This is a genomic window from Neorhizobium sp. LjRoot104 (assembly GCF_964253725.1).
Taxonomy (GTDB): domain Bacteria; phylum Pseudomonadota; class Alphaproteobacteria; order Rhizobiales; family Rhizobiaceae; genus Neorhizobium.
In genome coordinates this window covers 673,517-686,271 of sequence record NZ_CAXURS020000001.1, presented here as the reverse complement: position 1 = coordinate 686,271, position 12,755 = coordinate 673,517, and the positions used below count along the sequence as shown (strand labels likewise).

16 protein-coding genes are annotated in these 12,755 nt (G+C 64.3%); 4 read left to right on the top strand and 12 right to left on the bottom strand.

Annotated elements, in window-relative coordinates; genetic code table 11:
• The first annotated feature begins 4 nt into the window (after window positions 1-4).
• Window positions 5-871 (top strand): LysR substrate-binding domain-containing protein, encoded by an 867-nt coding sequence (locus ACSQ8R_RS03450; RefSeq protein WP_436252102.1) that lies wholly within the window; start codon window positions 5-7, stop codon window positions 869-871.
• 99 nt (window positions 872-970) lie between these two features.
• Here ACSQ8R_RS03450 and ACSQ8R_RS03445 read toward each other — a convergent pair whose 3' ends face one another.
• On the bottom strand, window positions 971-1,897 hold the full coding sequence (locus ACSQ8R_RS03445) for a peptidoglycan-binding protein (protein ID WP_436252101.1): 927 nt from the start codon (window positions 1,895-1,897) through the stop codon (window positions 971-973).
• Window positions 1,869-3,368 carry a sensor histidine kinase gene (locus tag ACSQ8R_RS03440; protein WP_436252100.1) on the bottom strand — a complete coding sequence of 500 codons (1,500 nt, stop codon included), beginning with the start codon at window positions 3,366-3,368 and terminating at the stop codon, window positions 1,869-1,871. The genes ACSQ8R_RS03445 and ACSQ8R_RS03440 overlap by 29 nt, the downstream gene beginning before the upstream one ends.
• 502 nt (window positions 3,369-3,870) lie before the next feature.
• Here ACSQ8R_RS03440 and ACSQ8R_RS03435 point away from each other — a divergent pair.
• Both ACSQ8R_RS03435 and ACSQ8R_RS03430 read left to right on the top strand, forming a co-directional pair.
• A complete protein-coding gene (locus ACSQ8R_RS03435) occupies window positions 3,871-4,290 on the top strand; it encodes a DUF5330 domain-containing protein (RefSeq protein ID WP_436255364.1) in 420 nt (139 codons plus the stop codon).
• Between the two features lie 182 nt (window positions 4,291-4,472).
• Complete coding sequence (locus ACSQ8R_RS03430; protein WP_436252099.1) at window positions 4,473-4,895, top strand: SufE family protein; 423 nt, start codon at window positions 4,473-4,475, stop codon at window positions 4,893-4,895.
• Here the strand turns inward: ACSQ8R_RS03430 and ACSQ8R_RS03425 are convergent.
• Entirely contained in the window at window positions 4,892-5,500 is a 609-nt protein-coding gene (locus ACSQ8R_RS03425) for a TetR/AcrR family transcriptional regulator (RefSeq protein WP_436252098.1), read from the bottom strand. The two genes, ACSQ8R_RS03430 and ACSQ8R_RS03425, sit on opposite strands and share 4 nt — an antisense overlap.
• Window positions 5,501-5,656: 156 nt before the next feature.
• Here ACSQ8R_RS03425 and ACSQ8R_RS03420 point away from each other — a divergent pair, with 156 nt between their 5' ends.
• On the top strand, window positions 5,657-6,418 hold the full coding sequence (locus ACSQ8R_RS03420) for an SDR family NAD(P)-dependent oxidoreductase (RefSeq protein WP_436252097.1): 762 nt from the start codon (window positions 5,657-5,659) through the stop codon (window positions 6,416-6,418).
• Window positions 6,419-6,530: 112 nt separating this feature from the next.
• Here the strand turns inward: ACSQ8R_RS03420 and ACSQ8R_RS03415 are convergent, their stop codons facing one another.
• From ACSQ8R_RS03415 to ACSQ8R_RS03375, 9 genes are all read right to left on the bottom strand, one after another.
• Window positions 6,531-7,367 carry a DUF6456 domain-containing protein gene (locus tag ACSQ8R_RS03415; RefSeq protein WP_436252096.1) on the bottom strand — a complete coding sequence of 279 codons (837 nt, stop codon included), beginning with the start codon at window positions 7,365-7,367 and terminating at the stop codon, window positions 6,531-6,533.
• Window positions 7,360-7,791: a helix-turn-helix domain-containing protein gene (locus tag ACSQ8R_RS03410; RefSeq protein ID WP_436252095.1), complete on the bottom strand. Its 432-nt coding sequence runs from the start codon at window positions 7,789-7,791 to the stop codon at window positions 7,360-7,362. Before ACSQ8R_RS03410 ends, ACSQ8R_RS03415 begins: the two co-directional genes overlap by 8 nt.
• 312 nt (window positions 7,792-8,103) lie before the next feature.
• A complete protein-coding gene (locus tag ACSQ8R_RS03405; protein WP_210011115.1) occupies window positions 8,104-8,535 on the bottom strand; it encodes a MucR family transcriptional regulator in 432 nt (143 codons plus the stop codon).
• 437 nt (window positions 8,536-8,972) lie between these two features.
• Window positions 8,973-9,317, bottom strand: coding sequence for a monovalent cation/H(+) antiporter subunit G (gene mnhG, locus ACSQ8R_RS03400; protein ID WP_436252094.1), 345 nt, complete (start codon window positions 9,315-9,317; stop codon window positions 8,973-8,975).
• The gene (locus tag ACSQ8R_RS03395) at window positions 9,314-9,718 is read right to left on the bottom strand and encodes a cation:proton antiporter (RefSeq protein WP_436252093.1); all 405 of its coding nucleotides are present in this window, start codon (window positions 9,716-9,718) and stop codon (window positions 9,314-9,316) included. Before ACSQ8R_RS03395 ends, mnhG begins: the two co-directional genes overlap by 4 nt.
• Window positions 9,715-10,188 carry a Na+/H+ antiporter subunit E gene (locus ACSQ8R_RS03390; RefSeq protein WP_436252092.1) on the bottom strand — a complete coding sequence of 158 codons (474 nt, stop codon included), beginning with the start codon at window positions 10,186-10,188 and terminating at the stop codon, window positions 9,715-9,717. Before ACSQ8R_RS03390 ends, ACSQ8R_RS03395 begins: the two co-directional genes overlap by 4 nt.
• Window positions 10,185-11,756, bottom strand: coding sequence for a Na+/H+ antiporter subunit D (locus ACSQ8R_RS03385; RefSeq protein WP_436252091.1), 1,572 nt, complete (start codon window positions 11,754-11,756; stop codon window positions 10,185-10,187). Before ACSQ8R_RS03385 ends, ACSQ8R_RS03390 begins: the two co-directional genes overlap by 4 nt.
• A gap of 159 nt (window positions 11,757-11,915) precedes the next feature.
• Window positions 11,916-12,293 (bottom strand): Na+/H+ antiporter subunit C, encoded by a 378-nt coding sequence (locus ACSQ8R_RS03380; RefSeq protein WP_436252090.1) that lies wholly within the window; start codon window positions 12,291-12,293, stop codon window positions 11,916-11,918.
• Window positions 12,293-12,730, bottom strand: coding sequence for a Na+/H+ antiporter subunit B (locus ACSQ8R_RS03375; RefSeq protein WP_436252089.1), 438 nt, complete (start codon window positions 12,728-12,730; stop codon window positions 12,293-12,295). Before ACSQ8R_RS03375 ends, ACSQ8R_RS03380 begins: the two co-directional genes overlap by 1 nt.
• Window positions 12,731-12,755: the final 25 nt, after the last annotated feature.

Genomic DNA, 12,755 nt, shown 5'->3' with positions numbered 1-12,755 from the left:
CAATATGTTGCCGATCAATCTCGATATCGACCTTCTGCGGAGTTTCGCGCTGGGCGTGGAACTTGGCAGCTTCGCCAGGGCGGCGGACCGGCTCGGGCGTTCGCCTTCCGCGGTCAGTCTGCAACTAAAGAAACTCGAGGAGCAGGTGGGCGAAACGCTGCTGCACAAACAGGGGCGCGGACTTGCCCTCACCGAGGCCGGCGAGATCCTGCTCGGTTACGCAAAGCGGATTCTCGAACTCAATGACGAAGCGCGCGCGGCGGTGCGCGGTGTCGATAAACTCGAAGGCTGGGTGAGGATCGGCGTGCCGCAGGATTTTGCCGAAACCTGGCTGCCGGGGCTGCTCGGTCGTTTTTCGAAGAATCACCCGAAGGTGCGGGTCGAGGCGCGGGTCGATCGCGGTGTCGCCATGGTCCAGGCGATCGACAGGGGCGAGCTCGACGTGGCGCTCACCTGGGGGACGATCGCCAATCCACGGGCCGAAATCCTCGCAAGGCGGGAGATTGCCTGGATCGGCCCGTCAGGTTTTCGCCACGCGCCCGGCGATCCGCTCCCGATCGTCGCCTTTGATCCCCCTTGCGCATTCCGCAAGGCCGCGATCGACGCGCTCGACAGCCACGGCATCACCTGGCGGCATGCTTTCGCCAGCCCCAGCCTCGCCGGCCTCTGGGCGGCGGTCACCGCCGGCCTCGGCGTCACGCCCCGCATCCTTGAAGGCAAGCCGGTACATCTCGCCGCACTCGACCCCGGGGACGCCGCGCTGCCCGATCTCGGCACGATCGAACTTGCGCTACATGTCGCCGAAACCCGGCTGCCCGCTCCCGCCGAGGAGCTGAAACGGCTGGTGCTGGAGGCGGTGGCGACACGCTAGGCGCGCAGCCCGCCACTCCGCGGATCTTGCGCGGCTTCAACCGCCTCGGACCGGGCAGTCTTGAGATATCGGTATTCGGCGCGTGGAACGCACCCGCCGCTACAGCGCGCCGATCGACTTCAGTTTCTTCAGCACCAGTTCGTCCGGCTCGCCGGTTTCGGGCAGGCGGTAGTGGCGCTGGAAGCGGCGGATGGCGGCCTTGGTCTGGGCGCCGGCGACGCCGTCCACCCCGACATCCGCATAGGCGATGTTCGACAGGCCGCGCTGGATCTGCAGCACGAGGTCGCTCGGCTGAGCGGGCGCGTTCGGCCTCTGGGACACTGGCGTTGCGGCCGGCCGGGCGGAACTGGAGGCGGCGTTCGGGATGTTGGCGGGCGGCGTCATGCCCGGCTTGCGTTCGGAGGCGCGGATTGCGGCGGCAACCGGGTCTTCGCCGCGCGCGCTCTCGGCCGGGCGGACCGGAGAAACGGGCTTCGGCGGCAGGGCGGCGGATTGAACAGGCCTTGTCGGTGCGGCAGGGGTTGCCCTTGGCGTCTCGGCGAGCTTCGGCGTCGCGGGCTGCGCCTCATTGGGCGCTGCCGGTTGAGCGGCGGCCTGCTGCGGTTGTGGGCGCGGGATCGGGGCTACGACGGAAGGTGCGGGCTGCAGCGGCGTTGCCGTCTGCTGCGCCGGGGCTGCCGTGGGTGCCACGGCTGGGGCCGGTGTTGCGGCATTCGGGTCGGCGCGCTCGATGCGGAACGTGGTGACGTCCGCCGGCGCTGTGCGCCTTGCCGGGCGATAACCGGCGATCTGATTCGGGTTCTTGGAATCGCGGGTGGCGAGGAACGGCGACGGATGGCCGCCCGGCTGGTACCACAGCGCGTTGGCGGCGACGAAGGAGAAGACGACGCCGAAGGCCGCGCAGCCGAACAGCGTTTTCGGCCGGCGCGCAGCGGCCCGCGCTCCCGCCAGAGCCAAGCTCGACAGTATGCCCGGTTGCTTGACAGGTTTTTTCCTGTCAAGCGATTTTCGCTTCCGCGCGGTCATCGATAAAATCCTGTTCGTCCATCATGGCCGCATGCCGGGCTGCCCTCAGCCGCGGCGGGAATTCGACTTTTTCCTCCCGGGTGCCATCCCGTTTTGCTTCGACGCCCGAGCCGTCCGCCGGCAGGGAGATCGTCACCACGGTCCCCTCGCCCGGACGGCTGGCGATCGTAAAACGACCGCCGTGCAGCGCCACCAGGCCTTTTACCAGAGAAAGTCCGAGACCGGTACCTTCGTAGGTGCGGGTATAGGCATTTTCCACCTGCATGAACGGCTGGCCGATATATTGCAGCTTTTCCGCCGCGATGCCGATGCCGGTGTCGCTGACCGAAATCTTCACGTCATCGCCCTCGAGCACGACGTCGATCGACACGACGCCGCCCGGGCCGGTGAACTTGATCGCGTTGCCCGCCAGGTTGATCAGGATCTGCTGCACGGCGCGGCGGTCGGCGATCACTTCGCCGAGCCCGCGCGGGGCACGGCTGGTGAGCGTCACGCCCTTTTCGCGGGCGGTCAGATCGAGCATGGCGCGGCAGGTTTCGACGGCTTCCGCAATCGCGAAGGGTTCGGCGAGGAGTTCGTAACGGCCAGCCTCGATCTTCGACATGTCGAGCATGGTGTTGACGACGGACAGGAGATGGCCGCCGGACTGGCGGATCAGCCCGACATATTCGCGCTGGCGGTCGTTTTCGAGCCTGCCGAAATATTCGCCGATGAGCACGTCGGAAAAACCGAGAATGGCATTGAGCGGCGTGCGGAGTTCGTGGCTGACGGCGGCGAGGAACCTCGACTTCGCCTCATGGGCGGAGCGCGCCTCCGCGATGTTGGCCGCGGCTTCCGAACGGAGATGTTCCTCCTCCGACATGTCGCGCGCCTGAGCCAGGACGTAGAGGAGTTCCCCCTCGCCGTCGCGGATGGCGGTCATGTCGAGGCGAACGGACAGGAACTGGCGGCCGGCCGCCGAGAACGGCCGCTCGATGCGGATATCGGCGACGGCGCCCGGCACACCCTGGCGCAGCATGTCGAAAGCCTGGACGAGGCCGATCCGGTCGGAGACGTGGACGCGCTCGGCAAGCGGCTCGCCGGCCGTCTCGCGCAGGCTTGGCGGAAACAGATGCTGATCGCGGCCGCCGGTCTTCACCAGCAGGCCATGCGGATCGAGAATGAGCGACAGGCCCGGCATGGCATCGAAGGCCGCGTCTTCCGGCTGCGGCGCGACGACGGAGGCCACGGCGTGGCGGGGAAAGGCGAAGGAGGCGGCCACGGCCAGGAGGAAAAGCGACAGAACCAGCGCGCCGCCGACCGGCAGAGCCAGCGCCGGCGGCAGCAGCAGCGCAAGCGCCGCCGGCATGGTGACGAATGCGCCAAGGCCACAGAACACGAGCCGTCGGAACTGGGCAATTTCACCGGGACGTGCGGTGTCGCCCTCGCCGAGGCGCGTCAGCCAGCGGCTTGCGGTCTCGTCGACCAGCATGACCGCCTTTCCGGCAATGTTACTCAATACGCGCACGCAAAACCCTGCACAGACTCGTTTATCGAAGCCGACAATAGGCCCCCGTGGCTTAAGGAAAGGATAAAAGCAGAGGGTGCGGAAGGTCCCGCAATGAGCCAAAATCCGGCTTTGGGACAGAAGGGCCAAGCCTTCCGAGTTTGTGGTTAACGGGGGGTAAGCGACGGATTTGCTTCAATTTTTCCAAAAACGTTAACCATTGTGGCAGACGAAGAGGGAAGAAAGCCAGGGGTTTCGGGCAGAACGCCGCAATTATGCTTAACATCGATCGCTAAAATTCGATCCGAGTTCGCGACAAAGGCGCTGCAAATGCGGATATTTCGCATTTTAGGCAAATTTGCCGAAAAGCCGAACGATCCCGTCAAAGCCATATTTGCTTCCCGGCGGTACAACCATACTCAAGACCGGCACAGATCCGGCGGCCCGCGAAAAGACCGAGGTGCGGGAAAAACAGGTGGATAGAACGATGTGGTTTCTCATCAAGGGAAGTATGTGGTTCGCGGCGGTGCTGGTGGTGCTCTCCTACTTCAGCAGCAAGCCGGCGACCGAGACCGAGGGGCTTTCGCCTTTGCAGGTCAGCAACGCCTTTTCGGCTGCGACCGAAGCCTATCAATATGTGAGCGCCATCTGCACCGAGAAGCCTGAGGTCTGCGAAAAGGGTGCCGAGACCTTCTCGGCGCTCGGCACGAGGGCCAGGCAAGGCGCCCAGGTCGCCTTCGAGCTGCTCGACAAGCAGTTCGGCGACAAGGGCGCCCAGACCGCGGTCCTCGCCGATCCGCAACCGATCCCATTCCCGGCCAAACAGGCCGAAACGGCAGCCGCCGCCGTTTCCGATACCATCCTGACCGGCACGGTGCCGGTGCCGCAGAGACGCCCGACGCACTAATCCGATTTCGAATTTCAAAGCTTGCACCGGGTCTCATTGCCACGGTTCCCGGTGCCTGATCTGCCTGCCCTGAATTCAGCACATGCTGACGCCGTGAGGATTGAACCCCTCACGGCGCATTTTTTTGCTTTTATCGCAGGCTACAGCGCCTATATGGAGCAGATAGAAGAACCGGAGCGCTTATGGCCAGCCTCGAGCAGATCATCGAAGATTTCGAATACCTCGACGAGTGGGAAGACCGCTACCGTTACGTGATCGAACTCGGCAAGGCGCTGCCGGACCTGCCCGACGACCGGAAGACCGGAGAGAACAAGGTGCAGGGCTGCGCGAGCCAGGTCTGGCTGGTCAGCCACATCGAGGACGGAAGCGCCGATCCGGTGATGACCTTCGAGGGCGATTCGGACGCCCATATCGTGCGCGGCCTGGTCGCCATCGTGCTCGCCGTCTATTCCGGCAGGACCGCCTCTGAGATCGCCGCCACCGACGCGATCGAGATCTTCGACCGCATCGGGCTGGTCGAACACCTGTCCTCGCAGCGCGCCAACGGGCTGCGCTCGATGGTCAAGCGTATCCGGGAAGAGGCGAAGGTCCGGGCCGCGGCTTAGGGCGCAAAGACCTTCTCCCCCCTGCCCACGGGCCAGGTGGAAAGCGCCTGCTCGGCAACGGCCTCCAGCGTCTCGCGACTGAAGCCGGCCTTGGCCTGCACCGCCATGCCGTGAAGAACGGCCATCAGGAACGCCGCAAGTGTGTCGGGCCTGGCCGTCTCCGGCAGGTCGCCCTCGGCCTTTGCCCGCTCGAAGCGTTCGCGAAGCTGCGCCTCGGCTTCGACACGCGTCTCTATCAACGCTTGCCGGACAGGCTCGGCTTCATCCGATCCCGCCAGGACCCCCTGGATGCCGAGGCATCCGGTGTGGTCGGGATAACGGGTGGTGAGATCGATGGCGCCGCGGAGAGCATGCGCCGCGACCTCACGCGCCGTCGGGAGCTGAAGTGCAACGGGAAGATAGTCCACATAGCGCTCGTAGTAGCGCGCCAGAACCTTGCGGAAGAGCGCTTCCTTGTTGCCGAATGCAGAATAGAGCGCCGGTCTCTCGACGCCCGTCGCCTCCGTGAGGTCGGCATAGGACGCACCTTCGTACCCCTTGCGCCAGAAGACGCACAATGCGGCGTCGAGCGCTTTCTCCACATCGAATTCGCGATGGCGTCCCATCAGCCCTGCTCGGTTATTTTCATAATGATCGTTATTAAACCCCTTGACCGTCGCTGTCAAATTTCATACCGATCGTTATCGTAACATTCGTTATGAAATTTGAGGGCCACCCGGTGGGACCGGGCGGAACCCTCGTCGAATAGAGAAGGGATACTCATGTCCGACATATTCAAGGGAAAAGTCGTCCTCATCACCGGCGGCTCACGCGGCCTTGGGGCAGCGACGGCGCAAGCGTTCGCCGATCACGGCGCAGACGTCGCGATCAGCTACGCGGCCTCGGCCGACAAGGCGAAAGCGGTCGTCGACAAACTCCGGGCAAAGGGTGTCCGCGCCATCGCGGTGCAGAGCGACCAGGCCGACCTTTCTTCCGCAAAGCCCCTGATCGACAGGGTGATGGACGAATTCGGCAGGCTCGACATCCTCGTCAACAATGCCGGCATCGCCATCCAGGGCCAGATGGTCGACGACCCGGAACTCGATGGAGAAAACTATAATCGCCAGTGGCAGGTCAACGTCCTCGGTACGATCGCCAACACCCGCGCGGCGGCGCAAAAGCTGACCGACGGCGGCCGGATCATCTTCGTCGGCTCGCTTCTCGGCTCCTACGTCCCCTTCCCCGGCGTCGCCGACTATACCGGGACGAAATGGGCGCTCGCCGGATACGCGAAAGGCATCGCGCGCGATCTCGGCCGGCGCAATATCACCGTGAACGTGGTCCAGCCGGGGATCATGCCGACCGACATGGCCGCGGACGTTGCCGGCGAGCTTCCGAACCGCGACGCCATCCTCGACATGCATCCGATCCGCCGCATCGCGACCCTCGAGGAAGTGGCGGAAACCATCTGCTTCCTCGCCGGGCCGCATGCGGGCTACATCAACGGCGAGCAGATCAACGTCGCCGGCGGCCTCGGAACCTGAGCGTCCAGGGCCGAGGTTTTGCCGCGCTGATCGGCAGACGCCAGAGGCCCCGTCCGCTTCGAGCCGAAGCGGACGTTGGCACCAATTGCGGCGTCAGCCTAACATGTCTCCGTCACAGGACCGGCCGGTAGTCCTCCGCTCCCCAATGATGGTTGTGGCGGCGTTTTGCCGGAACCGGCGGCGCATAGTGGCGGGCGAGCGCCAGCAGCGCGGTGCGCAGCATGAGTTTTGCCGAGCGCGCCGGCCATTGGCGCTCACGCTCCACCGTCTCAAGACCCTTCACAAAGCAGCAGACATCCATCGCCACGCCGGAAAGCTCCGGTCCCATCGCTTCCACCGCCCTCGAAAAACGATTGCGGGCGGATATCGCGCTGTCGGCGATGTCGGCCTGGCCGCCGGCGGCGCCCTTGGCGCGGGTGGCGAGCCGCGGCTCCCACGAGGCGGTGACGCGCGGCTGGAGCTGGCCACGGGTGAAATCGGCAGCCAGACGTTCGCCCGCGTCCAGGGCTTCGGCCGGCAAAAACGGCTTTCCGTCGCGGTCCTTCATCCGTGCAATCACGCCGAGCGGTGATTCGGCAAGGTTCCGGCGCACCGGCTGGCGGATACCCTCGATCTCGACCGAAGCCGTGACGATCTCGCCGTGCTGTTCGACGAACACTTCCTCGCCGGTCACCAGCGCACGGCGCAGGAAGCTGGACGCCGCCGCACTTGCGGCGATCTTTCCGTCGGCAAGCTGCGCCAGTCCGAGCGAGCGGGCCTGCGCGATCACCGCTTCGGGATAGGTCCGCTCTTCGGCCCCGACGAGCCGGACCTCACCCGCCTCACCCGCCTCACCCGCCTCGATCGCGCAAGCGCCACGGGCGAGCTGGCGGATCAGCCGCAGGAGGTGCCGTCTGAAGGCTGGATCCGCAGCCTTGTCCATTGCGGATTTCCGGATTGCCTCAGTCATGCGCCGTTACCTCCGACAGGCCGAAGACGGCGGTGACGATTCGTTCGACGGCCGAGACGAACTCGTCGAAGGCCAGATCGTCGCGGCGATCCTCCACCACGTGGCAGGCATGGCCGACCGTGGTGCGGTCGCGGCCGAAAGCCTCGCCGATGTCGCTCATCGAAATCTGGAGCGCCACATGGCAGACATACATGGCGATCTGGCGCACATGGCAGGAAAGCCGGCGCCGGTCGCGGCGCAGCATCACCCGGTCGCCGAAAAGCAGCACAAGTTCGGAGACCATCTGGCGGACGATGCGGCAGGCGCTCCTGAGCGGCAGGCTGGCGGGAAGCTTCGGCGAACCTGCAGGAACCACCGGCACAGGCGGAGAAAACGGCAAAGATGGAGGCAGAGCGGAGGGCTGGAAATATCTCTCGAAAGGCATGACAACTCCTCAATTAATAGGAATTAATTCATACACCCTAGAGCAAGAACGGGGATGGTGAAAACTGCTTCCGTGCGATCACGCGCTGAAAATGTTGATAATTTCGCCAAGCCCCAGAAAAATAATGGGATTTTTTTCCTCCAACCCTCCCCATGACGTTCACTTACAAAAAGAAAAACCGGGCACTTGATCGGCCCGGTTCTTTATCCGCATCTCCATTTAGATGCCAAAACCAGCCACCCGCCGCTGTCGCGATCGGTCCTCATCGGGCTGGTCTCAAATCCTCCCTGCCTTGTCGGGCGTCGCCCCGGATCAGGCCTTGCCGCGCTTGCGGCGCTGGCCGAGACCCATTTCCTTGGCGAGCCTTGAGCGGGCTTCCGCATAGGCGGGCGCCACCATCGGATAGTCGGCCGGCAGGCCCCACTTCTCGCGATATTCTTCCGGCGTCATGTTGTAGTGGGTCATCAGATGACGCTTCAGCGACTTGAACTTCTGCCCGTCTTCCAGGCAGATGAGATAGTCGTCCTCGATCGATTTCTTGATCGGGACCGGCGGCTTCGGCTTTTCGATGGCCACGACAACCGGTGCCGGCGAAGAGGTGTTGCTCAACGCCGAATGCACGTCCGCGATCAAGTTCGAAAGATCGCTGACGGGCACCACATGGTTGCTCACATAGGCAGCCACAATATCTGCGGTCAGCTCTACCAGCAGATCCGGGCTTTTGCCCAATGCGATGTCTGTCATTTCCTGTCTCCTGTTTAAATGACTGGCTGGCCCCGCGACCTCCGCGACACCTGCCCGTTCGTAGAGTCTTCCCGGAGAAAACCTATGCCGCCCCGCCGTCTTGCGACCGAAGCCTACCCCTAAGCCTCATGCGGAAAAGAAAACGGTTCACGCCGGAAGTTGCGTTCGACTGAAATGCCCTCGCGCGTGAGCGGCGTTTATCGTTCTTCCACTCGAAGAACTTGCCGACTTTACCGAATTGCCGAGGGAACGCCTAATCTAGAACAACATCTGCACTCTACTTGCAATGAAGTACCACTGCTTCGCCTCATCTCCAAGTGCGATTTTTGCTGGTTACCAGCCTTTCTACCGCCTATATCGCCCCTACATCAGCTTTACTGATGAATAGATGGGCATTTGCTCAGTCGTCCCAGCGTTATAACTCGGCTCAGAAAGGATTATATTCGCTTATCATAATCCTTCATCTCGTCCCGGACTGACTCAGCGTAAAGTGGATAGCCAACCTTGTGCGCTGCCATAGCGAGCAGATGCGCCGAAACCGGCGCCGTTAACACAAAGAAGAAGAAGCCTGCGAGCGCCCTTGCAAAAGTCGGCAGGTCGCCCGCATGGACGCCGACGGCCAGAAGCAGCAGGCCCGACCCGACCGTGCCGGCCTTGGACGCCGCATGCATGCGGGTATAGAGGTCCGGCAAACGATTGAGGCCGATCGCCGCCACCAGCGCAAACCCGGCTCCGCCGAGGATCAGAAGAGCGGTTATCGCGGCTACCAGGATGTCCATCATTTCTTTGCCTTCCGCCTGACGGCCGGCCCTGTGCCGGATGGGCTCCTTGCTGCGGTTCTGCGGCGCGGTTCGGAGACCGATGCCGTCAGCGTCTTTATCATGTCACCCTTCGGGGCCTCCCTGTTTCCGCGCGACAGGATGAACCGCGCAAAGGCCACGGTCGCGAGGAAGCCGACAAGGCCGAGCGAGATGGCGATATCGATATAGAGCGTGAAGCCGGTGCGGATGGCGATCAGGGCGATGAAGCCGATGACGATGCCCGTCAGCATGTCGAGCGCCACGACCCGGTCGGGAAGCGTCGGCCCCTTGATCACCCGCCAGACGGTGAGCAGGAAGGAGAAGCAGAGCATCACCAGCGCCGGCCAGACAGCATAGGAGATGATCACTTGCGCCGTCGTCATCGGAACGCCTCCATGATCTTGCGCTCGAAACCGTTGGCGATATCCCGTCTGGTGGCTTCGACATCGGAACAATCGATCGCGTGGACGAACAGGGTGCTGCGGTCCTCCGACACGTCGACCGACAGCGTGCCGGGCGTCAGCGTGATGAGGTTGGCAAGCAGGGTGATCTCGAAGTCGCGGGTCACGGTCAGCGGGAAGGCGAAGATGCCGGGCTTCAGGTCCATGCGCGGGCTGACGACCAGCACCGCCACCTTCCAGGCCGACAGCGCCAGTTCCTTCAGGAACAGGACGAGCAGCGACAGGATGCGGCCGAGCCGCCGCCAATAGCCGCGGGCACCCATCTCGTCGCGGACGATCCACAGCACCAGCGTCGACAGCGCGAACCCGAAGATCAGGTTGTGCAGCGTCGCGCTGCCGGTGATTGCGACCCAGACGACGGCAAAGACCAGTGACAGGATGTAGGTGATCATCGCGCTGCTCCTCCCGGGAAGACCGACTGGATATAGGCCGCCGGTTGGGCGAGCCCCTCCGCCGCCGTCTGGGCGAGGCTAAGCAGCGGTTCCGGCAGCAGGCCGAAAAGGACGACGAGCCCTGTCAGGCAGCCGAGTGGCAGGGCAATGCGCCAGTCGACGGCCGCGCCGCCCGCATCGGCGGCCTCGGGAACAGGTTCGGGCTGCGGCCGCCAAAAGGCAAGCAGGAAGACGCGGGCCAGCGCCAGCGTGACCAGGAAGGCGGAGATGAGGATCGCGGCGGCCAGCCACCAGGCGCCGATATCGAGCGAAGCCTTCAGGAGCGCCACCTTGGGCCACAGGCCCGACAGCGGCGGCAGGCCGGAGGCGGCCAGGAACAGCAGGAAGGCGGCGCCCGAAAACAACGGCGCCTTGCGGTAAAGCCCGCCAAGGCCGGTCAGCGCCCAGGTGCCGCCGAGCCGGCCTATTTCGCCCGCCACCAGGTAGAGGGCGGTCATGGTCACCACCGAGTGCAGCGCATAGAGGATCGCGCCGCTGACGGCCGCCGGCGTGCCGATCGCGACGCCCGCCATCATGTTGCCGATGCCGGCGATGACCACGTAACCGACGAGCCTGCGGATATCGTTCTGCGCCAGAGCGCCGAGCGCGCCGACCAGCATGGTGAGCGCCGCCGATATGGCGACGATCAGGCTCAACGCCTCGCGCTCGACGGGAAAGAGCATGATGGCGACGCGGATCAGCGAATAGATGCCGACCTTGGTCAGCAGCCCGCCGAACAGCGCCGATACGGTGACGCGCGGAGTATGATAGGAGGCCGGCAGCCAGAAATTCACCGGAAAGGCGGCGGCCTTCATCGCAAACGCCAGGATGAACAGTGCCGTCAGCGTCGCCAGCGGCGCGGTCTCCCGCAGGCCTGCCGCCTTGCGGGCGATATCGGCCATGTTGAGCGTGCCGAAGATCGCATAGAGATAGCCGACCGCGATCAGGAACAGCGTCGTGCCGATCAGGTTGAGGACCGCGTATTTCAGCGCGCCATCGATCTGTTCCGGCTCGGAACCGAGGATCAGGAGGCCGAAGGACGCGATCAGCAGGACCTCGAACCAGACATAGAGGTTGAAGATGTCGCCGGTCAAAAACGCGCCCGAGACGCCGGCCATCAGCAGCATCAGGAACGGGTAGAAGCCGTAGCGCCGGCCGCTCGCGTCGATATCGCCGAGCGCGAAGATGCCGGCGGCAAGGGCGACGATGGCCGCCGCAAGCGCCATGACCGCGCCAAAAAGGTCGGCGGTAAACGCGATGCCGAAGGGCGGCAGCCAGCGGCCCATCACCATGGTGACCGGCCCGTGGGTCCAGACGCGCCACAGCAGACCGGCATCGAGGATGACGAGCAGCGCCAGCCCGGCAATCGCGATGCCGCCATGCAGGCGGACGGATTTGCGCACCATCATCAGCACGGCACCGAGGCCGATCATCAGCGCGACGGGGAGTACGACCAGCCATTCGGCCAGCGGCGGGGCGGAGAGGATCAGGGCGGCGGAAAGGTCGATGGCGGCGGCGGGAGAGGCCATTAGTGGATGCCTCCCGGTGGCTTGTCGGATATCGGGGCCGCGGCAGCTTGACCTGCCCGGACGGTTATCGTCGAAGCAGGCAGGGCAGAGGGGGTGCCGCGGGCAGGAGAGCCGATAGCGTAACAACAAGTATCCGGAGAAAACTGCAAAACCATCCTCTCAATATCCCAGCGGCGGGAGTGGTTCTTGCCGCGGTTCGGCGAGCCGCATCTCGTCGGTATCGTCGGTGCCTAGCTCCTGGTAGGCGCGGTAGGTCAGCACCAGGAGGAAGGCGAAAAAGGAAAACGAGATGACGATCGCCGTCAGGATCAGCGCCTGGGGCAGAGGATTGGCGGCACCTGGCGACAGCGTGTCCATGCCGGCCGGAATGATCGGCGGCACTTCGCGCGTCAGCCTGCCGGCGGTGAACAGCAGCAGGTTGACCGCATTGCCGAGCAGCACCACGCCGAGCAGGATGCGCACGGTGGATTTCGACAGGATCAGATAGATGGCGCCCGTAAAGAACAGGCCGATGAGGATCGAAAACAGCGCTTCCATCAGTTCTCTCCCTCCGCGTCGGAACCCGGCTCCTGTTCGAGTGCGAGCGCGATCGAGGTGATCGCCCCGACCACGACCAGATAGACGCCGATATCGAAGGACATCACGGTCGAGAGCGGCAGCTCGACCTCGAAAATGACGGGATAGACCCAGAGCCCGGTCATGAACGGCACGCCGAGGAAGATGGAGAGCAGGCCGGAGAGGGTCGCGAGCAGCAGGCCGAAGCCGGCGATCGCCATCGGGTGGAACCGGATCGCGCGGCGTACCGAAGGCACACCGAAGGCGATGCCGTAGATCGCCAGCGCCGAGGCCGCGATCAACCCGCCGATGAACCCGCCCCCCGGCTCGTTATGGCCGCGCAGCAGGACGAAGACGGAGAACAGCAGCATCAACGCGGTGAGAGAGGGGGCGACGGTACGCAGGATAAGCGTGTTCACGGATGAGCACCTCGCAGGTTGGCCC

Coding starts and splice junctions, on each gene's coding strand:
- ACSQ8R_RS03440 (WP_436252100.1), bottom strand. CDS start 3,368: ATGCTGGTCGACGAGACCGCAAGCCGCTGGCTGACGCGCCTCGGCGAG.
- ACSQ8R_RS03395 (WP_436252093.1), bottom strand. CDS start 9,718: ATGACGACGGCGCAAGTGATCATCTCCTATGCTGTCTGGCCGGCGCTG.
- ACSQ8R_RS03380 (WP_436252090.1), bottom strand. CDS start 12,293: ATGGAAGCGCTGTTTTCGATCCTCATCGGCCTGTTCTTTACGGGCGCC.
- mnhG (WP_436252094.1), bottom strand. CDS start 9,317: ATGATGGACATCCTGGTAGCCGCGATAACCGCTCTTCTGATCCTCGGC.
- ACSQ8R_RS03390 (WP_436252092.1), bottom strand. CDS start 10,188: ATGATCACCTACATCCTGTCACTGGTCTTTGCCGTCGTCTGGGTCGCA.
- ACSQ8R_RS03445 (WP_436252101.1), bottom strand. CDS start 1,897: ATGACCGCGCGGAAGCGAAAATCGCTTGACAGGAAAAAACCTGTCAAG.
- ACSQ8R_RS03415 (WP_436252096.1), bottom strand. CDS start 7,367: ATGACTGAGGCAATCCGGAAATCCGCAATGGACAAGGCTGCGGATCCA.
- ACSQ8R_RS03430 (WP_436252099.1), top strand. CDS start 4,473: ATGGCCAGCCTCGAGCAGATCATCGAAGATTTCGAATACCTCGACGAG.
- ACSQ8R_RS03425 (WP_436252098.1), bottom strand. CDS start 5,500: ATGGGACGCCATCGCGAATTCGATGTGGAGAAAGCGCTCGACGCCGCA.
- ACSQ8R_RS03420 (WP_436252097.1), top strand. CDS start 5,657: ATGTCCGACATATTCAAGGGAAAAGTCGTCCTCATCACCGGCGGCTCA.
- ACSQ8R_RS03435 (WP_436255364.1), top strand. CDS start 3,871: ATGTGGTTTCTCATCAAGGGAAGTATGTGGTTCGCGGCGGTGCTGGTG.
- ACSQ8R_RS03450 (WP_436252102.1), top strand. CDS start 5: ATGTTGCCGATCAATCTCGATATCGACCTTCTGCGGAGTTTCGCGCTG.
- ACSQ8R_RS03410 (WP_436252095.1), bottom strand. CDS start 7,791: ATGCCTTTCGAGAGATATTTCCAGCCCTCCGCTCTGCCTCCATCTTTG.
- ACSQ8R_RS03385 (WP_436252091.1), bottom strand. CDS start 11,756: ATGGCCTCTCCCGCCGCCGCCATCGACCTTTCCGCCGCCCTGATCCTC.
- ACSQ8R_RS03405 (WP_210011115.1), bottom strand. CDS start 8,535: ATGACAGACATCGCATTGGGCAAAAGCCCGGATCTGCTGGTAGAGCTG.